This window comes from Aromatoleum toluvorans, from assembly GCF_012910905.1.
GTDB lineage: Bacteria > Pseudomonadota > Gammaproteobacteria > Burkholderiales > Rhodocyclaceae > Aromatoleum > Aromatoleum toluvorans.
Genome location: NZ_WTVN01000025.1, coordinates 41,878 through 61,236 on the forward strand (window position 1 = coordinate 41,878; position 19,359 = coordinate 61,236).

General features: G+C 65.6%; 18 protein-coding genes, 1 tRNA gene and 1 pseudogene. 3 read left to right on the top strand and 17 right to left on the bottom strand.

Going from position 1 to position 19,359, the window contains the following annotated elements:
• Positions 1 to 233 precede the first annotated feature (233 nt).
• From GPA22_RS15580 to GPA22_RS15590, 3 genes and pseudogenes are all read left to right on the top strand, one after another.
• Positions 234 to 447 (top strand): annotated as a pseudogene (locus tag GPA22_RS15580) (chromate transporter); the annotation flags it as partial.
• Positions 448 to 475: 28 nt separating this feature from the next.
• The gene (locus GPA22_RS15585) at positions 476 to 1,717 is read left to right on the top strand and encodes an MFS transporter (protein ID WP_343036062.1); all 1,242 of its coding nucleotides are present in this window, start codon (positions 476 to 478) and stop codon (positions 1,715 to 1,717) included.
• Positions 1,718 to 1,810: 93 nt separating this feature from the next.
• Positions 1,811 to 2,176: a hypothetical protein gene (locus GPA22_RS15590; protein ID WP_169256982.1), complete on the top strand. Its 366-nt coding sequence runs from the start codon at positions 1,811 to 1,813 to the stop codon at positions 2,174 to 2,176.
• Positions 2,177 to 2,230: 54 nt separating this feature from the next.
• On the opposite strand, the gene arfB is transcribed toward GPA22_RS15590, so the two are convergent.
• The 17 genes from arfB to GPA22_RS15675 form a co-directional block, all read right to left on the bottom strand.
• Positions 2,231 to 2,635 carry an alternative ribosome rescue aminoacyl-tRNA hydrolase ArfB gene (arfB, locus tag GPA22_RS15595; RefSeq protein WP_169256983.1) on the bottom strand — a complete coding sequence of 135 codons (405 nt, stop codon included), beginning with the start codon at positions 2,633 to 2,635 and terminating at the stop codon, positions 2,231 to 2,233.
• Entirely contained in the window at positions 2,620 to 2,844 is a 225-nt protein-coding gene (locus GPA22_RS15600; RefSeq protein WP_169256984.1) for a hypothetical protein, read from the bottom strand. Before GPA22_RS15600 ends, arfB begins: the two co-directional genes overlap by 16 nt.
• On the bottom strand, positions 2,841 to 3,122 hold the full coding sequence (locus GPA22_RS15605; RefSeq protein ID WP_169256985.1) for a VF530 family protein: 282 nt from the start codon (positions 3,120 to 3,122) through the stop codon (positions 2,841 to 2,843). The genes GPA22_RS15600 and GPA22_RS15605 overlap by 4 nt, the downstream gene beginning before the upstream one ends.
• Before the next feature lie 146 nt (positions 3,123 to 3,268).
• Entirely contained in the window at positions 3,269 to 3,697 is a 429-nt protein-coding gene (locus GPA22_RS15610) for a type II toxin-antitoxin system VapC family toxin (RefSeq protein WP_169256986.1), read from the bottom strand.
• The gene (locus GPA22_RS15615) at positions 3,697 to 3,909 is read right to left on the bottom strand and encodes a FitA-like ribbon-helix-helix domain-containing protein (RefSeq protein ID WP_169256987.1); all 213 of its coding nucleotides are present in this window, start codon (positions 3,907 to 3,909) and stop codon (positions 3,697 to 3,699) included. The genes GPA22_RS15610 and GPA22_RS15615 overlap by 1 nt, the downstream gene beginning before the upstream one ends.
• 883 nt (positions 3,910 to 4,792) lie before the next feature.
• The gene (locus GPA22_RS15620; protein WP_169256988.1) at positions 4,793 to 5,572 is read right to left on the bottom strand and encodes a hypothetical protein; all 780 of its coding nucleotides are present in this window, start codon (positions 5,570 to 5,572) and stop codon (positions 4,793 to 4,795) included.
• A gap of 53 nt (positions 5,573 to 5,625) precedes the next feature.
• Positions 5,626 to 6,342, bottom strand: coding sequence for a M48 family metallopeptidase (locus GPA22_RS15625; RefSeq protein ID WP_169256989.1), 717 nt, complete (start codon positions 6,340 to 6,342; stop codon positions 5,626 to 5,628).
• Entirely contained in the window at positions 6,339 to 9,455 is a 3,117-nt protein-coding gene (locus tag GPA22_RS15630) for a type I restriction endonuclease subunit R (protein ID WP_169256990.1), read from the bottom strand. The genes GPA22_RS15625 and GPA22_RS15630 overlap by 4 nt, the downstream gene beginning before the upstream one ends.
• Positions 9,452 to 10,510, bottom strand: coding sequence for a PDDEXK nuclease domain-containing protein (locus GPA22_RS15635; protein ID WP_169256991.1), 1,059 nt, complete (start codon positions 10,508 to 10,510; stop codon positions 9,452 to 9,454). Before GPA22_RS15635 ends, GPA22_RS15630 begins: the two co-directional genes overlap by 4 nt.
• Complete coding sequence (locus GPA22_RS15640; RefSeq protein WP_169256992.1) at positions 10,507 to 11,688, bottom strand: restriction endonuclease subunit S; 1,182 nt, start codon at positions 11,686 to 11,688, stop codon at positions 10,507 to 10,509. Before GPA22_RS15640 ends, GPA22_RS15635 begins: the two co-directional genes overlap by 4 nt.
• Complete coding sequence (locus GPA22_RS15645) at positions 11,678 to 14,188, bottom strand: type I restriction-modification system subunit M (protein ID WP_169256993.1); 2,511 nt, start codon at positions 14,186 to 14,188, stop codon at positions 11,678 to 11,680. Before GPA22_RS15645 ends, GPA22_RS15640 begins: the two co-directional genes overlap by 11 nt.
• A gap of 629 nt (positions 14,189 to 14,817) precedes the next feature.
• Positions 14,818 to 14,893: transfer RNA gene (locus GPA22_RS15650), tRNA-Ala, on the bottom strand.
• A 56-nt stretch (positions 14,894 to 14,949) separates the two neighbouring features.
• Positions 14,950 to 16,011 carry an L-threonylcarbamoyladenylate synthase gene (locus tag GPA22_RS15655; RefSeq protein WP_211169157.1) on the bottom strand — a complete coding sequence of 354 codons (1,062 nt, stop codon included), beginning with the start codon at positions 16,009 to 16,011 and terminating at the stop codon, positions 14,950 to 14,952.
• Positions 15,998 to 17,149, bottom strand: coding sequence for a 5-(carboxyamino)imidazole ribonucleotide synthase (locus GPA22_RS15660; protein WP_169256994.1), 1,152 nt, complete (start codon positions 17,147 to 17,149; stop codon positions 15,998 to 16,000). The genes GPA22_RS15655 and GPA22_RS15660 overlap by 14 nt, the downstream gene beginning before the upstream one ends.
• Position 17,150: 1 nt before the next feature.
• Positions 17,151 to 17,645, bottom strand: coding sequence for a 5-(carboxyamino)imidazole ribonucleotide mutase (gene purE, locus GPA22_RS15665; RefSeq protein ID WP_169256995.1), 495 nt, complete (start codon positions 17,643 to 17,645; stop codon positions 17,151 to 17,153).
• Between the two features lie 4 nt (positions 17,646 to 17,649).
• Positions 17,650 to 18,522: a bifunctional methylenetetrahydrofolate dehydrogenase/methenyltetrahydrofolate cyclohydrolase FolD gene (gene folD, locus GPA22_RS15670; protein ID WP_169256996.1), complete on the bottom strand. Its 873-nt coding sequence runs from the start codon at positions 18,520 to 18,522 to the stop codon at positions 17,650 to 17,652.
• 221 nt (positions 18,523 to 18,743) lie between these two features.
• Positions 18,744 to 19,352, bottom strand: a complete 609-nt coding sequence (locus GPA22_RS15675; RefSeq protein ID WP_169256997.1) for an indolepyruvate oxidoreductase subunit beta — start codon at positions 19,350 to 19,352, stop codon at positions 18,744 to 18,746.
• Between the last annotated feature and the right edge of the window lie 7 nt (positions 19,353 to 19,359).

A 19,359-nucleotide genomic window follows, 5' to 3' on the forward strand; every position in this document is an offset into this window, starting at 1 on the left:
ATCGAGTTAAATTTTTCTCACACGCACCCTCGCGACGAAAATCCGAACAGCCCCCGTCCTGGCCGTTCGGAAATCCGAACGGCCAGGACGGGGGCTGTCACCGGCATCGATGAAAAGTTCGGCCCACCCTGCCGGCGCGACCAGTCGCCCCCGGTTGCGGCACGCGACGTCGACGAGATTTGATCGTCACGCACAAATTTATGGATCTCTCTACACTCTTGTAGAGTTTGCGCATGAATACATGGATTACCGAGGTCGGTTTCTGGCAAGCCTTCGGGTGCAGGCTGAAGCTCTGCTTCATCAGCTTCGGCGGGCCCGCCGGGCAGATTTCCATCATGCATCGGGAACTGGTGGCGCGCCGGCGCTGGATTTCCGGGCGGCGCCTCCTGCACGCACTCAACTGGGGCATCGCCCCTTCCCGGTCCGGAGGCCCGGCAGTTGGCGACCTCATCGGCCTCCTTGTGATGACCTTGCCGTGGGCCCGGTGATGCTCGGTCGGTGGCTGTTGCCCGCGGGCGTCGATGGCGCCGCGTTGCCGCTCCTGACCGGCAAGGCCCTGCGCGCGTTCGCGGACGGCTACATGGCGCTCCTGCTGCCCGCCTACCTGCTGGCCCTGGGTTTCGGGACGCTGGACGTGGGCATCCTGAGCACGGCTACCTTGCTGGGGTCGGCATTTGCGACGCTGGCAGTGGGTTCATGGGGCCATCGCTTCCATCACCGGCGTCTTCTGCTGGGCGCCGCGTTGCTCATGCTGGGCACCGGCCTGTCCTTCGCCACGTTCTCGGCGTTCTGGCCCCTGCTGCTGGTGGCGTTCGTCGGTACCCTGAATCCGAGCTCCGGCGATGTCAGCGTGTTCCTGCCGCTGGAGCATGCACGTCTGGCGGAATCGGCTCAAGGTGCCGCGCGGACCGCCGTGTTCGCCCGCTATTCGTTGCTGGGGGCGCTGTTTGCCGCACTCGGGGCCCTGTCCTCGGGGGCCCCGGAATGGCTGAACGACACGCTGGGACTCGGGCGGCTGGAGGCCTTCCGGCTCATGTTTGCCGCGTACGGTGTGGTGGGTGGCGTGGTCTGGCTGCTCTATCAGCGGCTGCCCGCCCCGGCGCACGAAGCCGAAGCTGTTGCGGCGACACCTCTACGCGAATCGCGGCACGTCGTGATCCGTCTGGCGGCGCTGTTCTCCGTAGACGCGTTCGCCGGCGGCCTCGCCATCAACGCGCTGATGACGCTGTGGTTCCTGCAACGCTTCGACCTCTCCCTCACCGCGGCCGGGCAATTCTTCTTCTGGTCGGGGCTGTTGTCCGCACTGTCCCAGCTTATTGCACCCAGGGTCGCTCAACGCATCGGCCTCGTAAATACCATGGTCTTCACCCACATCCCGGCCAGCCTCTGTCTGATCGCGGCAGCGTTCGTTCCGGACGTCCATCTGGCAATGGCCTTGCTCTTCGTTCGCGCGCTGCTGTCGCAAATGGACGTACCGGTGCGCAGCGCCTTCGTGATGGAGGTCGTAACGCCCGGCGAGCGGGCCGCGGCGGCAAGCTATACCGCCGTGCCCCGGAGTCTTGCCTCGGCGGTGAGCCCGACCATTGGCGGCGCGCTCTTTGCCGCAGGCTGGTTTGCCGCCCCCCTGGTGGCCTGCGGGGTGCTGAAAATCGCGTACGACCTGGCGCTCTGGAAAGCCTTTCGGCGACACCGGCCGGCGGGCCATCAAGCCCCGTGAGCACCGGAGGTGCGGAACGCCGTTCGCAACACGTCCGATCCAACGGCAAGCACTGTCCGTGCTACGGTACGATTTTCCGCACGAAGCACACCAATGCGCCCGCCGGCCCCTACCGCTCCACCTGCCGACAGCCGCGGCACGCGCGCCGCGCTGCTCTTTGCCCTGACGGCCGAGCGCCTGTCGGTTTTCTATGCGCACGGCCAATGGCCTACCGCGGCGCAGGGTACGAGTCTCGTCGCAGATTGGCTCGGCCGCAGCGGGCGCAGTCTCCCGCTGGCAGATCGACGCCACCTGTCGGATCTGAGCGACCAGTTCGCCCGCCAGATTGCCGGCTCGCTGTCGCGCGAGGCGGGGTTACAGACCGCGCACGAGATGATGGAGGCGCTCGACCCCAGGTACGACTCCGACCTGGCCCGCACGCTGATGGCCGAATGCACGAAGCTGCTCGACGCAGCCTGATTCCTCATCGCTTGCGGCGACGCCCCCGCATGCGCCATCGGCCAGGCCTACGCCCTACTCGTCCACCTTTCCTCGCCCCGCCTTCACCGATGCCCGCCGCGCCTTGCCCTCCAGGCGCCGGGCAACGGAGGCGCGCGTCGGCCGGGTGGCGCGGCGCGCCTTGGGCGGTGCCGCAACGCGGTTGATCAGCTCCTCCAGCCGCCGCAGCGCCTCCGCCCGGTTTTTCTCCAGGCTGCGGAATTTCTGCGCCTTGATGATCACGACCCCGTCCTTGCTGATGCGCTGGTCGCCAAGCTGCAGCAGCCGCGCCCGGATGTCCTCCGGCAGGGACGAGGCCGCGATGTCGAAGCGCAGATGCACTGCGTTCGACACTTTATTGACGTTCTGCCCGCCCGCGCCCTGGGCGCGGATGGCGGTGATCTCGACGTCATCGGGCGAGACGGTCAGGTGGGAGCGCATCGGCGTCCACCTTGCGGTTCAGGCGTCGGCAAGCGCCGCCCTGCCCGCTGGCGCGCGGCCTCTTCCTTGCGTGCCACATTGATCTGCATGACTTCATCCACATCGACACGGCCGATTGCCACCCTGAAGACCCCGGTGAGCGCACGCTCGGGCTGACGCTCGACAAGATCGTCGACCGCCAGCGGTTCGTTTCTGCTCGGGGTCTTCACGTATTGGATCCGCGCCTCGGCGCCTTGCCGTCGGTCGCCGCCGCCGCCGGCCCGGAGGCGGCGCGCAGCGTGTCAAGATACAGCGCCTCCACCTGTTCGCGTGCCCACGGCGTACGGCGCAGGAACTTGAGGCTCGAACCGAGGCTCGGTTCGTGGTTGAAGCAGCGAATGTCGATCCGCCGCCCGAGCGCCGCCCAGCCGAAGCGCGTCACCAGTTCGGTCAGGATCCGCTCCAGCGTGAGGCCGTGCAGCGGATTGTTGGGCTGGGGTGTTGTCATCGCGTTCACTTGCGTCCAGGCAGGCGGTTGGGTGGATTGATTGCAGCAGGGCGTGGCCCGCGGTGCATGCCCCGAGGCCGGAAACCATATCTTGGCCAAACGGCACGGAATAAAGCAATTCGCGGCCGAAAAATATCTCCTACGTCTCAGGCAGTTTTCGAGGATTCGCTGAACGGATTCACGCTGCGCACCCCGGTCGACTTGAAATCTTCCGTGTTACGCGTGACAACCGTCAGATCGTAGATGAGGGCGATGGCAGCAATCTGCTTGTCGATCGGGCGCTGGGGGCTGGGTGACATGAGCCTGCCCCAAACCTGCGCGCAGTCGAGGTCGAAGCCCAGAATACGGTCCGAGTAGTCGGCGACCACCGCATCCAGCCAGGCCTCGAGCCGCTCGGCCTGCTCCCGGTCTCCTCGGCCACGAACGTTCTCCAGCCCGCGGCGAATCTCGCCGATGGTCACCACCGACAGATAGATGTCGTCCGCGGTCAGGGTCGCGAAAAAGGCGGCCACGCCCGGATTGGCCCGCCCGCCTTTGCGCAGTTCGCTGATGACGTTGGTGTCGAGCAGGTACATCAGGCCCGCCGGAAGTTGAAGTCTTCGTCGGTTCCGACATCCGGCATGGCAGCCAGCACTTCCTTGAACGTCCGGCGCGCCGGACGGGCCAGAGCCGCCCGCAGGATTTCGCGGTGTTCCGCTTCGGCACTGCGTCCATGCCGCGCCGCCGCCTCCTTCAAGGCCTGGGCGATTTCGGGCCCGATGTTGCGAACAATTAGGTTGGTCGCCATGGTGTCGCCCTCATGATTACAATGCTTGCATTTTAGCTCACGTCGCAATCATTGCAATCATTGCTGATCGACCGACCTATCCGGCACGAGCCCGGCAGGAAGCTCGAGCCCCTTACGACCGAGCGGGAACGAAAATGTAGCCGCACTCCGTATCCCCGTATGCCTTGCTTTGACCAGCGAGCACATGCTGGGCCTTTTCCGCCAGCCGGCCCGATTGCGCGTGCCCCCACCGGCAGGGCGAGTCGATGCCGACTGCCATCACACCCAGCTCATCGCACGTGCGGTGCCAGATGTTCGGGCTCGCCGCTGCGGATATTGCAGAGGATCTCGGTACCGCGCAGGACGACGAGGTGGCGGCCCTTCCGGGCACCGCCAATGTCGATGCCGGCCACCGTCAGCGGGCTAGCGAGCACCGGGAGAGGAGACCGCGAAGGGTAGAAAGAGAAAAGGACCAGTAGGTCACTTTACGTAACTTACTGGTCCTTAACGGAATTCGTGGTCCGAAAGGCTATCGAACTCACCCATACAGCCCTTTATTCACAAGGGCAGAATCAAGCCAACGTCTCACGATACCCCCAGACATACCCCCAAGCCCCTGCCGTCTCACCCTGAAACTTTCCGCCCCGGCGCAGGCATAAGACGGCGCTTGGCGCGGCCGGTCGGACACCATCCCCAACGCGGGGACGGCTCGACCTTCAGCGACAATCAGGCGAACACTTGGCGATCGTTCGGCGAACACTCGATGACACTTTGAAGAATAGAGCCGAATCTTCGAAGGCGGCAAGTAGCCGAACATGGTGAAACCGGGGGCGCCCGCCCGCCCCGAGTAGTACTGAAGCCGATACGCTCCTCCAAACGATCAACGGGTACGAGCGACTACTCCTCAGCCAACGCCCAGAATCCATCCCTCGATCTTCGCGACTGCCACCTGCGGTGGCGACAATGTCGGCATCAGCGCCGTCTGAAGTCGGCCATCCCGATCCGCTTCGCGCAACCAGCTCGCCACGACATAGGCGTCGTGCTGGTCCGGCGTACGGCCATCTGGGGCGTAGGCGTGCCTCCACAAGGACGGATAGACCTCCGCCACCGCCGAGCGCCCAGCGGGAATCTCCCAGCCGTCGAAGGGCCAGAAATGCAGTCGCCCGCCAAGTTGCCGGCGCAGGTAGCGCAGCCAAGGGATGCCAGCATGGCTGGACTTCGCCACCGAGCCCTGCACGTCGAAATGGAATACGGACTTCGCCTTGCAGCGCTCCTCGCACAGGCGCCGCCAGCGCGAATTGCCGCCCCGCGCCGCGCCGTTACCGTGCAGTCCGTCGCGGATGAACTCCACGTACATGTGTTCGGCGTCCGTCGGCCAATGGCGCTGAAAATCATAGAGGAACTCGTCCCAGTCAGGCGGCAAGTGATGGCGCTCGAAATAGCGCAGCGGGAAGGAAAAGCAGTGGTCGATACCGACCAGCGTCGGCACATCCTCCGCCAAGCACTCCGCGAGCCATTCGGCGATGCCGCGGCGCGTCCAGTATTTGCGCGGACTGGGCGGGGGAGGCACCTCGCCCGCCGCAGTGTCGGCGCTCGCCTGATAGACCCGCAAGCCCTTCAGACTGGCATTGGGCGTTTCCGCGCCCGAGTAGTCGATGCCGATGTAACGAGAGAATTGCCTCATGTCCGCCGTCCTGCCGGCGTCAACCGTCGCACGCCGACACCTCGATTTTTACCCTACTCCTGCCAGCGTTCCGCCGTCAGGGGTAACTCGTTGAGTTCTGCGCGCGCTTCGCGCCAGCACGGGTAGTGCTCGGAAAGAATGGCGACGAAGCGGTCGCTGTGCGTAGGCTCCAGCAGGTGCACCATCTCATGCACCACGACATACTCCAGCAAGTCCCGCGGCTTCTTCACCAGCTCCGTGTTCAGCCTGATATGGCCGGCGCGGTGATTGCAGCTTCCCCACTTGGTCTTCATCCGCTGCAGGAAATAGCCGCTCACTTTGACGCCCAGCCTCTTCTCCCACTTGTCGATGAGGACCGGCACAAGAGCGTGCAGCAAGGACTTGTGCCATTGATGGACGACCTCAGCCCGCTTCGCAGAACTCGCGCCAGGCCGCACCGTCAGCGTGATGCGGCGATGGTCGAGCGCGACCGATGGTTTGGCATCCTCGTAGCGGACGCTCATCAGATAGCGTCTGCCCCAGAGATGATGGGTTTCCCGCTCGACGAACTGGCGCGGCGCCTCGCGCGCCTGCTCACGCAAACGCGACTGCTGTTCACGAATCCAGCCGAGCTTGGTGATGGCGAAGGCGCGCGCCACTTCCAGCCGCGTTCCGGTGGGGGCAACCAGCGTCACGCGCCCGCCCGGCGGATGGACCGACAGGTGCACGTTCTTGATCGCCTTGCGGGTCACCGAAATCTCGATGTCGCCCAACCGGATCGTCTCGGTCATGCGTAGCCCGGCTGCTGCTTGATGATCTCAAAGATAGCGCGGGTTGCATCGCGGTTCCTGCGCATGACCGGGAACAGCGCGTTGAGTACCTGCGCCTCGCGCGCGGGGTCGCCCTTCCATCCGGCCGGCGCGTGCTCGCGCATCGCGCGGTCGATCGCCAGCGCCAGGAAAGCGCGTTCGTCGCCATAGGGCGCTGCAGGTTCCGTGGCATGATCGCGCGGCGGCAGGACATCCGGCAGGTTGCGGTAGAGCACGATCGCCTCCGGGTGTCCGTGAAGGATCGCCGGCACGCCGGCCACGCTGTGCTTCTGCGCCAACCGCTTCACCAGCGCCTCGGCGCCCCTCAGGAACTGCTCATAGGCCGCCGCGTCATCGCGCGACTGCTTGATCAAATCCAGCAGCAGCTTCGACATCTCCGCGTAGAAGCGCGGATCGGTGAGCTGCTCGCGGATGATGGTCTTGCGGACGTTGTTGATGATCCCTTCGGCGATCGCGTTGCGCGTCAGCCTGCCCTTTTCGTTGAGCTTGCGCGCGATGGCGTCGTGGATGCCGGTCTTGATGATAAGGTCGGTTAGCGACAGCGAATCCAGGTCGCCCAGCGGGTCCGCCGGATCGGCCTGCACGTAGGTGTTGAGCAGGTGCCGCATGTCGGCCTCGCAGGGCTTGATGTCCAGCTCCTCCCCGGAGTGCTTCTTGATGGCGTTGCGCGTGTCGCCGTAGAACTCCACGTCCTTCGCCAACGCTGTCGCCTCGGCATCGCTGTAGCCTGCCGCCGCCAGATCCTGCGCGAGCTCGGCGTAGGTGCGAACGAAGGTCGCCACCGCCTTGTAGAACGTGATGCGCAGCGGCTCGCTGTCGTTCAGGGCCTGCGGATTGGCGGCATCGCCGCAGAAGTAGTGCAGGAACTGCTCGATCTCGCGCGGCAGGGGCACGGGCTCGCACAGGTAGCGCAGCGCCTCGCGCGCGGCGTCGAGCTGCTTCCTGCCCTCCTTCAGCCAGTCCTTCAGCTCGACGTTGTTGCTGCCGCCGTTGCCCTCATCGATGTCCAGCTCGTCGGAGCTGTAGACCGCGATCGCCTGCTGCACGTCCTTGAACAGCTCCTTGAAGTCGACGATATGACCGTAGTCCTTGTCGTCGCCGTCGAGGCGGTTGGTGCGGCAGATCGCCTGGAACAGGTTGTGGTCGTGCAGCTCGTTGTCGAGGTAGATGTAGCTGCAGCTCGGCGCGTCGAAGCCGGTGAGCAGCTTGCTGACCACCACCAGCAGTTTCATGCTGGCCGGCTCCGCGATGAAGCGGCGCTTCACCTCGTCCTCGTAGGCCTTGGTGGTCTGGCCGCTCTTCAGGACGTGTCGGGTGTAGGTGTCGAACTTGTAGCGCTCGTCGCTGTTGGCCGGCTCGCGCGAGATGGCGTTGTGGTTGGGATCGAACGAAGTGACGATGCCGCAGTGCGGGCCGAGGCTCGTATTCTGCAACAGCCGGAAGTAGTGGCAGGCGTCGTAGATGCTCGCAGCGACCAGGATGGCCGTGCCGCGGTCGTTGTTGAGCCGCGGCTTGAGGTCGAAGTCCTCGAGGATGCTGTGGATGATGCGCTGCTTGCGCTCGCCGGCGCTCATCAACTCCTGCATCGTCGCCCAGCGCTTGCGCAGGATCGCCTTCTGGAAGTTATTCAGCGCTTTGGTCTTCTTTTCGAAATAGGCTTCGATGGCCGCGGGCGAGGTGATGCGCTGCGGCACGTCGCGCGCCTCGTACTTGAGGTCGAGCACTACCTTGTCCGCCACCGCCTCGTGGAACTTGTAGGTGTGGATGTAGGTGCCGAAGATGTCGCGCGTCCTGAGTTTCCGGTCGTCCTTCTTCAACAACGGCGTACCGGTGAAACCGATGAAGATCGCCCCCTCCAGCCAGCGCTTCATCTGCTTGTTCATGTCGCCGCCCTGGGTACGGTGGCATTCGTCCACGAACACGTAGAAGCGTCCGTGGATGGGCGGCGGCGGACCCTTCAGGTCGGCCGGATCGAATTTATTGATCAGCGCACACAAGAGGCGCGGCGCGGTGGCACCGAGCTTGGCGACGAACTCCGCGCGCGTGGTGATGCGCGGGCTGGGGGCGTCCTCGGCCACCACCCCTGCGTTCTTCATCACGCCCTCGATCTGCTTGTCCAGCTCGTCGCGGTCGGTGACGACCAGAATCCGCGCCTGCGGGTCGTGCTCCAGCAACCACTTGGCGAGCAACACCATCAGGATGCTCTTGCCGCTGCCCTGCGTGTGCCAGATGACGCCGCCTTCCTGTTGGCGGAGGCGCACCTGCGCCGCCTTCACCGCCGCGAACTGATGCTGGCGCGGCACCTTCTTGATGCCGTTGTCGAAGAGCACGAAGTGGCGCATCAGATCCAGCAGGCGCGCCTTGTCGCACAGCTCGGCCAGCGGCCGGTCGAGCAGCGCGCCTTCGGCCAGGCCGACCTTGTCCGGGGCAGCCTTCCACTCGACAAAGAACTCCTCGCGCGTCGTCACCGTGCCGTAGCGCAGGCCCTGGCTGTCGTTGCCCGCCAGCAACAGCTGCACCGTGGGGAAGAACGGCAGGTTGAAGATCACTTCCTGGTTGGTGATGAGCTGGCGGATGCCGTCGGCCACCTGCACCGAGCCGCGCTTGAGCTCGATGACCGCGATAGCGATGCCGTTGAGGTACAGCACGAGGTCGGGACGACGTTCATGGCCGCCCTTGAGCGTCACCTCCTCGGCGAGCGCAAAATCGTTCCTGTCCGGCTGCGCCCAGTCGATCAGATGCACGGTGTCGTGCGGCTGCCCGGCCGCCACCTGCACCTCCACCCCGTAGCGCAGCAGCTTGTAGCAGCGCAGCGCGGCCTGATAGAGCGTGATGCCGGTGGTGTCGGCGGCGGCGAGCAGCTTGTGCACGGCAGCGGCGACGTGCGCCTCCGGGTAGCCGCGCGCGAGCAGGTTGGCGCGCAGCAGTTCGGTGTCGACGCCGCGGTTGTTCTCGCGCTTGCTCCATTCGCCGAGGTAGCGGTAGCCGAGGCCGTCTGGCCGTGCCGGGTCGGTGAACAGCGCCACGACGCGGTTCTGCGTCGTGCGTTCGGAACGGGGTGCAGCCTCGCTCATTCGTCTCCTCCCTTGTCCTGCAACAGGCGCTGCCGCGCCGCTGCGACGGACTGGTGCAGCTTGGCCTGCAAGGCCTCGCGCGGGGGCAGCACGGTCAGGTATTCGGCGACGTGGATGCCGCTCTTGTCGAGTTCCAGGAGCTCGATCTGCTCCTGCTTCTTGCCGGTGCACAGGATGATGCCCAGCGGCGAGTTCTCGTCGGCTTCCTGTTCGTGCCGGGCCAGCCAGCGCAGGTAGAGCTCCATCTGGCCCTTGTACTCGGCGCGGAACTCGCCGATCTTCAGCTCCACGGCCACCAGGCGCCTGAGCTTGCGGTTGTAGAACAGCAGGTCGATGTAGAAGTCGTCGTTGTCGATCTGCAGCCTTTTCTGCCGGGCGACGAAGGTGAAGCCGGCGCCCATTTCCAGCAGGAACTGCTCGATCTCGCGCAGGATGGCGTCTTCGAGGTCTTTTTCCAGATAGCGGTCGTTGAGGCCCAGGAAGTCGAGGATGTAGGGGTCTTTCAACACCAGCGGCGGGCTGATGTCGCCACCGCCGCGCAGCGCGGCGAGTTCCTCCGTCAGCAGCTGTTCCGGCTGGCGCGACAGGGCGGTGCGCTCGAACAGCATCGTGTCCTTGCGTTCGCGCAGGCGCCGCACGCTCCAGCCTTCCTGCACGCACATCTGGGCATAGAAGTCCCGGGCCAGCGGGTCCTTCAGATAGATCAGCTCGAGAAAGTGGCTCCAGGCCAATTGTCTCGACAGCGTCGAGACAATCTGCGCTTCCGGAAACGCCTCGGCGAAGCGGACCATGTGGTGCAGGTTCTTGACCGAAAAGCCCCGTCCGTATTCGGCGCTCAATTGCCGCCCCAGCGCGGCGACGATCTCCTCGCCATAACCGGCCCGCTGGCCGCCGAGGATGTCGCGGTGGATGCGCTCGCCCACCTGCCAGTAGAGCAGGGTCAGCTCGGCATTGACGGCCGCCGCCGCGCGCTGGCGGGCGCCGTCGATCAGCCGCCGCAACTCGGCCACCAGGGCGAGCTGCTGCGGGTCGGGCGTGGGCGTCGTCGTGCTCATATCAACCTCGTCCTGCCGGTGAGCAGCTCCTGCATCATCGCCTGCTTGAGGGCACGGGTCTTGTCGCGGCGGGCTTCGAGCGCGGCGAGTTCGGCGTCCATTTCGGAGAGGACGGCGGCGATGGCGGTTTGTTCGTCGCGAAGTGGAACAGGGATCTTGAACGCTTTTAGCCAGCGAAACTCGATGCTCTCAACAGTTGTTCCCGTCTTCAGGCACTGTTTCAGGATTTGATCGCCGCTCCCAATCAAAGCATGCAACAGGAATGCAGAACTGAACCCCTGAGCCGGGATGAGCGCCTTGATGTCCTGGTTGATCGACATCGGAACGATGTTCATAGCGACTGGAAGATACTTCCGGAGTATCCCGCTTCGCGTCACGAGCACGATTGAGTTCGTTGGCAGCATTGTTGTTGCGCCGTGTTTCACTGCCAATGGAGTGATGGAGAAGCCGGTCTGCTTGAGGAGCACCGACTTCACATCTCCCGACGAAATCCATGGCACGGTTCCACCATGCCAGTAGTCTGGATTTTGCATTGACGGTGTCATTCCGCCTTTCCATGTGCCAAGCTCATCAAGCCGCTTCACCTCCCAATCGCCTTCGAAGCCGGGGAGGCGGGTTTGGCCGGTGAGGAGTTGCTGAATGGCGGCCTGTTTGAGGTCGCGCTTCTTGGCGATCAGCTGGTCGAGCTTGGCCAACAGGGTATCCACAACCGACAGCGCGGCGGCGATGGCACGTTGTTCAGGGAGCGGCGGGACATCGACTTGGCAACGAGTAACTTGTGGAGCGGTAAGTTGTGCGACTCCAGTGTTCTCCTGTGCAAATCGTACGACGCCATTTATGTAGCTTGCGAAGAATCGAGCATCGGCTTCGCCCTTCGACCGCAATACCAAGAGACGGCCAATCGGTGTAAACGAAGACGCTCGAAAAAATGCGAATCCGAGCTCACCGGGCGTTCCGCGAGCCGTGAGAGTAACAGCATCGCCCTCTTCAACCGCATAGCTGGCGTAACCATGAAGTCCAGAATCAGCGCGTCCGTTCGCATAGACTGGAAACGGATGCTCGGCGTCCTGCTCACGATTCCACCGTGACCATTCAATATCGCCGGCGGCCCGAACCTCAAACAGGTCTGAAATCAACTTACGCGGCCAAACCATAGGAGAAGTGTGGCTAGCGGTCATGACTGAATCCCATCCTCATGAGGTGCTGCATGACTTCGCCATCCAACACCTCCAGTTCAGCCGTAATGTGCGGCAGGGGCGTTGCGTAGCGCTCCGCCAACTGCCGGATGCGCCCCGTGAGCGTCTGCGACACGCGGTCGAGCTCGCCCTGCACTGCGGCGGCGAGCGTCGCCAGCCACTTGTCGTCCACCACCAGCATCTGCACCTCGGCCTCGGTGAGCTTGGCGTATTTGGCGTCGAGCTTTTCCTCGAGTGTCTCCTGCGTGGCCTTGATCTGGGCCTTGGTGTCGGCCTGCCGGTCGAGCAGGGCGGCGTACTCGGTCAATGCCGCCCGCTCCTCGGCGTCATCCGCGTCCTTGCCGATCTCCTTGAGCCGCGCCTTCACGGCCTTGGCGGTGATCTTCTGTTTCTCGCCCTCGCCTTCCATGACCTCGGCGAGCAGCCCGTCCTCGCCGCCCTGTTCCTCGCGCATTTCGTCCATCTGCTGCTCGACGGCGGACAGCTCGGCCTCCCGCGCGGTGATGGCGTCGCGCTCGGCGGCGAACCAGCGGTCGATGACCAGCGCCGCGGGCACGAGGTCGGACTTGAAACGCCGCCTGCCGCGCCTGTAGTCCTCCTTTTCGGGCCAGACGAGCTTGCCTTCCTTGTTCTTCACCTGCCGGATCTCGCGCGGCTTCGCGCCCGACTGCCAGCCGACGGCGGCGATCAGGTAGGCGTCGTCATGCAGCGTCTCGGCGCAGTAGTCCATCAGGTGCTGGTAGATGTCGTAGGCGTGCACCAGCGGCGCGGCCTCGAAGGCGGCGAGCAGGCTCTCGGAGAGGGTCTCGATCAGTTCCTTGGGGTGCGCATCCTGTCCGAAGCCTACCATCGCCGGCCGATGGGCGGCGCGCCAGCGGTCGAAGAGGCCGCTCACCTGCGCCTGGAAGGCGGTGAACTCGGCGTGGCCGAGGATCGCGGGCTTGACCTCGGCGAGCGGCAGTCTGAGGCGGGCGTAGCCGGGGCGCAGGGAGGCGAAGAGCGCCGCGCGCAGGGCGGGCATGCGCTGCCAGTAGTCGCCGAGGGCATCGAGGTCGCGCTCGGGGATGCCGCCGCGCAGGTGGCCGTCGATGTCCTGCAGGTCCTCGGGGGAGCTTGAGTCGATATAGCGCGGCAGGTTGAGGTTGTAGTCGTTCTTCGCGTCGGCGATTTCGGCGAGCGCCACCATTCGGGCATAGCGCGGGTCGCTCTCGTCCTGCTTGCGGAAGGTGTCGACGATCTTGTGGATGTCCTGGTCGCGCAGGCGGTTCTTGGGGCCATCCTTGCGGAAGCCTTTCGACGCATCGATCATGAAGATGCCCTTGCGGGCGGCGGCGTTGTCCTTGTCGAGCACGAGGATGCAGGCCGGAATGCCGGTGCCGTAGAAGAGGTTGGCCGGCAGGCCGATGATGCCCTTGAGGATGCCGGAGCGGACGAGGTTCCGGCGGATGGCCGCCTCGGCATTGCCGCGGAACAGCACGCCGTGCGGCAGGATGCAGGCGGCCTTGCCGGTGCTCTTCATGCTGCGGACGATATGCAGCAGGTAGGCGTAGTCGCCCTGCTTCTTGGGCGGCACGCCCCACGCGAAGCGCTTGTGGCGGTCGCCCTCGCCGCTCTCGCCCAGGGTCATGCCGGTGGACCAGGTCTTGTCGGAGAACGGCGGATTGGCGACGACGTAGTCGTAGGTACGCAGTTGTTCGCCGTCGAGGAAGCGCGGCTTCACCAGCGTGCCTTCGCCGCCCGAGGCGATGTTGGCTGTGGGGAAGTCGTGCAGGATCATGTTCATCCGCGCCAGACCAGCGGTGGTGCTGTCCTTCTCCTGCCCTTCGAGGGTGATGTGCTTGCCGGCCTCGGCGGCGACTTTCAGCAGCAGCGAGCCCGAGCCGCAGGTGGGGTCGTAGGCGGTGGTGGCGGCCACCGTGTTCTCGGGCGAGATGCCGAGCACCTTGGCGATGACGCGGCTGACTTCGGCCGGAGTGTAGAACTGGCCCTTGCTCTTGCCGCTCTCGCTGGCGAAGTGGCGCATCAGGTACTCGTAGGCGTCGCCGAGAATGTCATCGTGCTCGGCGCGGTTCTGTGAGAAGTCGAGCGCGGGGTTCTCGAAGATGGCGATCAGGTTGCCGATGCGCTCGACGCGCGCGTGGCCATCGCCGAGCTTGTTGGGGTCGTTGAAGTCGGGGAAGTCGGTGCGAGCGAACTTGTTGCTCGAAGAGTTCGCCTCGATCAGCTTCTGGATGATGTCGGTGTTGATCTTGTTGCCGATATCGGGGTCGCCCTTGAGCGCGACCATGTCCTTGAAGCTCGCGCCCTTTGGGATGTTGATCGGCGGCTCGAAGCCGTCGTAGTCGGCGTACTTGTCCGACACGTACTTGATGAACAGCATGAACAGGACGTAGTCCTTGTACTGGCTGGCATCCATGCCGCCGCGCAGTTCGTCGCACGAGGCCCAGATCGAAGAATAGAGGTCGGATTTCTTGATGGCCATGAAGATTGTCTTATCGGGGGAGCTGGTCTGGTTTTTGGTTTCTTGCGGGCAGGGGAACCCGTTCGCCGATGGCTATGCCGGTGCGTCCGCAATACTCCCGAACCGTCCCTTCCACCATGTCGGCGATGCTGCGGCGCTCCTGCTCGGCGGCGGCGCGCAGCGCCTCTTTCAGGTCGGGCCAGATACGACAGCTCAGCGTGGGCGGTCTTGCCGGTGGACATGCTTTCCCCTTGCGTGGCGCTTTTACTGGGGAAGTGCAGTAATTTACCGGAACGCCAGGGACAATCCAAATGCATGACACACAGGAACTCGGCAGAAAACGCAGGCGATGTGTTGCGGCTACATGAGGCGCGCGCGTCGGCACCTCTCAACCAGGTTGCGCGTCTTCGACGCTTGCCCAACACGATCCCCAACTGGGCCGCCATGCTGTCAAGCCCGATCTGTACCAGCGCATCATGTTCTGCCCGCGGTCACTGGAATGTGTGCCAATGCATCCCCTTCGGCTCTGCAGCCGGGGCATGGCACTGGCTTTCAATGGCTCAGTCGGAACAACGTGGACGAAAAAAAGCCGGGAAGCCCTTTGTTTATTGGCTTTCCCGGCTTTCTCCGGAACATCCCGGACTTGTTCGTGGTGGACCGAAAGGGGATCGAACCCTCGACCTCTGCATTGCGAACGCAGCGCTCTCCCAGCTGAGCTATCGGCCCTCAAGAGCGGCGAATTATAGCGGGGCTTTTCCCGGTTTGGAAGGCCGATTTTTCACTCAGGTTTCATCCCGTTCGGGCAACGGATCTTCGCCGTCCCCCGAACCCACGGCCGCGCGGCCGAGGCGGTCGGTGATGGCTTGCCAGTCGGGGGTCTCGGGCAGTCCCTCGACGACGATGAAATCTGCGCCACAGGCGTCGAGGTCGCGCAGGTTGGCGTAGAGCCCGTGGGCGTAGCCGGCCGGATCGCTCGGGGCGTTGCACCAGGTCAGGCGGGCATCCTTGGGATCGGCGCAGGTGCGGGCGAGGACCGCGACGCGGCTGCCTTCGCCGGCCAGCGTGGCGGCCTCTTCGGCGAGGCGGGCGGCGGGGATCAGTTGCAGCGGCGTGCGCGGCGCGTAGTGGGCGGCGAGCGAGCCGGAGACGCGCGGCTGGTCCGGCTCGGCCGGGGCGGCGCCCTCCTCCGCGTGCGGCTTGCGCATTTCGGGCCGGCGGCCGATGACGCGGGCGATGTCGTCGGCGGAGATCGCGCCGGGGCGCAGGATCACGGGCGTGTCGCGCGAGAGGTCGAGGATGGTCGATTCGATGCCGACCTGGCACGGGCCGCCGTCGAGGACCAGCGCGACCTTGTCGCCGAGCTCCTCGCGCACGTGGGCTGCGGTGGTCGGGCTGATGCGGCCGAAGCGGTTCGCGGACGGGGCAGCGATGCCGGAATCGAAGGCGCGCAGCAGCGCGAGCGCGACGGGATGGTCGGGCACGCGCAGGCCGACCGTGTCCTGCCCGCCGGTGACGGCGTCGGGAACGCCGTCCTCGCGCTTGAGGATGAGCGTCAGCGGGCCGGGCCAGAACGCCCTGGCGAGCGCGAGCGCGTCCTTCGGGATGGCGCGCGCCCAGCGTGCGAGGTGCGTGGCGTCGGGCAGATGGACGATCAGCGGGTGATCCGCCGGCCGGCCCTTGGCGCTGAAGATCTTGCCCACCGCTTCGACGTTCAGCGCATCGGCGGCGAGCCCATACACCGTCTCGGTCGGCATGCCGACGAGTTCGCCGGCGCGCAGCAGATCGGCGGCGCGCCGGATCTCGTCCGCGGCGACGGACATCGTCGCGCGATCAGTGCGCGTCATCGCGGATGCCGATCGCCGCACGCGCCTGCAGCGCGGTGGCGAGCACCTCGGACGCATCCGCGCCGATCACGGTGAAGTGGCCCATCTTGCGGCCGGGGCGGGCGTGGTGCTTGGCGTACAGGTGCACGCGCAGGTTCGGCACGGCCTGCAGCACGGACCAATCCGGTTCGCGGTAGTTGCCGTCCGCGTCGTACCACAGCTCGCCGAGCAGGTTCACCATCACCGCGGCGCTGTGGGCGCGCGGCTCGCCGAGCGGCAGGCCGCACAGGGCCTTGACCTGCTGTTCGTACTGGCTGGTGACGCACGCGTCGATGGTGTGATGGCCGCTGTTGTGCGGGCGCGGCGCCATCTCGTTGACGAAGAGCTGGCCGCCGCAGACGAAGAACTCGACGCCCAGCGTGCCGACGTAGTCGAGGCGCTCCGCGATCGTCTGCGCCACTTCGCGCGCACGCTCGGCGAGCACCGGCTCGATGCGCGCCGGCATGATCGTGACGTCGAGGATGCCGTGGCGGTGGCTGTTCTCGCCGGGCGGGAAGCAGCGGACGTTGCCCGCCTCGTCGCGCGCGAGCACGACCGACATCTCGCTGTCGAGCTTGAGCATCTTCTCGAGCACGCAGGATTCGCCGCCGAACTGGTGGAAAGCGTGCAGCGCCTCGTCGCGGTTGGCGACGCGCGCCTGTCCCTTGCCGTCATAGCCGAAGCGGGCGACCTTGAGCACCGCCGGGAACAGCGCTTCGTCCGCATCGCGCAGGTTCTCGTCGTGGCGGATCACCGCGAAGGGACCGTGCGGGAGATCGTTGTCGGCCAGGAAGGTCTTTTCCGCGACGCGGTTCTGGCACACCGCGACGGCGCTGGCCGACGGATGGACCGGGACGAACTTCACGAGGTAGTCGAGCGTCGACGCCGGCACGTTCTCGAATTCCGTCGTCACCGCCGCGCAGCCGTTCGCCAGCTCGTCCAGCGCGGAGTAATCATCGTAGGCGGCGACGATATGGTGGTCGGCGATCAGGCCCGCGGGGCTGTTCGCGTCGGGGTCGAGCACCCAGACCTTGTAGCCCATTTCGTGGGCGGCAGAAACGAAGAAGCGGCCGAGTTGGCCGCCACCGAGCATTCCCAGGGTTGCGGGAGGCAGGATCATCTCAGACCTCGTCGAGCGTCATGTCGAGCACCGCCTGGGTCTGGCGGGCGCGGAATTCGTCGAGTTTCTTCGCGAGCGTGGCATCCTCGTTGGCCAGCAGCGAGACGGCGAAGAGGCCGGCGTTGGCGGCCCCCGCCTCGCCGATCGCGAAGGTCGCGACCGGGATGCCCTTGGGCATCTGCACAATGGAAAGCAGCGAGTCCTGGCCGGACAGGGCCTTCGATTGCACCGGCACGCCCAGCACGGGGACGGTGGTCTTCGCCGCGACCATGCCGGGCAGGTGCGCAGCGCCGCCCGCGCCGGCGATGATCGCCTTGAGGCCGCGGCTGCGGGCCATGTCCGCATACGCGAACATCAGGTCCGGGGTGCGGTGTGCGGAGACGACGCGCGCCTCGTAGGGGACGCCGAATTCCTTCAGGATCTTCGCCGCGGCCTGCATCGTCGGCCAGTCGGAGTTCGATCCCATGATGATGCCGACGACGGGTTTGTCGCTCATCGCATTAACCTTTCTTGCGCAGGGCGCGTTCGGCCGACTCGACGGTGTTCGCGAGCAGCATGGTGATGGTCATCGGGCCGACGCCGCCCGGCACGGGCGTGATCGCGGAGGCGACTTCCTTCGCCGCAGCGAAATCCACGTCGCCGCAAAGCTTGCCGGCGTCTGGGCCTTCGGTCAGGCGGTTGATGCCGACGTCGATGACGACGGCGCCGGGCTTGATCATGTCGGCGGTGACGAAGCGCGGCTTGCCGATCGCGGCGACGAGGATGTCGGCGCGGCGGGTGTGGAAGGCAAGATCGCGCGTCTTCGAGTGGGTGACGGTGACGGTCGCGCCGGCGTTCGTGAGCAGCATCGCCATCGGCTTGCCGACGATGTTCGAGCGGCCGATGATGACGGCCTCGGCGCCCTGCACCGGCACCTTCTCCGCTTCGAGCATCTTCATGACGCCGTGCGGCGTGCAGGGCAGGAAGGCTTCCTGGCCCTGCGACAGGCGGCCGACGTTTTCGGCGTGGAAGCCGTCGACGTCCTTGTCGACGCAGATCGCCTCGAGGACTTCGGCTTCGTTGAACTGTTTCGGCAGCGGCAGCTGCACGAGGATGCCGTGCACCGCCGGGTCGGCGTTGAGTTCGGCGATCTTCGTCATGACCTGGGCCGCATCGACGTCGACCGCGAAGTCGAAGCGCAGCGAGCGGATGCCGGCCTTTTCGCAGCCGGAGACCTTGTTGCGCACGTACACCGCGGACGCGGGGTTGTCGCCCACCAGAATCACCGCGAGGCAGGGTTGCACGCCTTGCGCGGTGAGTTGCGCCGCACGTTGGGCGAGTTCGCCGCGCACGCGCGCGGAAAGCGCGTTGCCGTCGATGATGCGAGCCGTCATGATCGAAGCCCTGAATGAAAAACCAAGTATTTTATCGCAGGATCATGGGCTTGTGCGATTCGATTCCGTGGTCTTCGGGGCGTTGGCACCGCCGATGGAGGATGGCTTCGCCCCGCCGCGTGCTGCTGCGCGCCTGGTGATCGGATCGCGGCTTGCGGAACCGTTGCGTGTGCAACTCAGCGGGGATGGGCGGGATGAGATCCCGCCCCTATTACCGCGACTCAGACGGCTTTGGCCTCGCCGGCAACCGCCCGCCGCCCCGCCTCGAAGGCTTCGCGGTTCGCCTCGACGAGTTGCGGCTTGCGCGTGCCGAAGCGCGCCAGCACGGCGTCGCGCAGGACTTCGGCGGGAAACGGCAGGCGGTCGGCACAGGCGCCGAGCATCACGGTGTTGCCGAGGCGGATGTTGCCGAGTTCGAGCGCCAGCGAGGTGGCGTCGAACGCATGCACCGTCAGGCCCAGCGCGCGCATGCGCGCGACGGGATCTTCGGGATAGTCGAACAGGCCGAGGTTTACGACCGGCGGGACGATGCGCCCGGAGTTCACCAGCGCGACGCCGCCGGGGCGCAGCATGTGGCTCCAGCGCAGCGCTTCGGCCGACTCGAAGCCGATCAGGAGATCCGCTTCGCCCGGCACGATCTGCGGCGACAGCACGACGCGACCGAAGCGCAGGTGCGAGGTCACGACGCCGCCGCGCTGGCTCATGCCCGCGACTTCGGTCTTCTTCACGTCGAAGCCGAGCGAGATCGCCGCTTCGGCGAGGATCTCGGTCGCCGTCATGACGCCCTGCCCGCCGACGCCGCACACGAGGATGTTGGTGATCTGGGACATGGCGGCG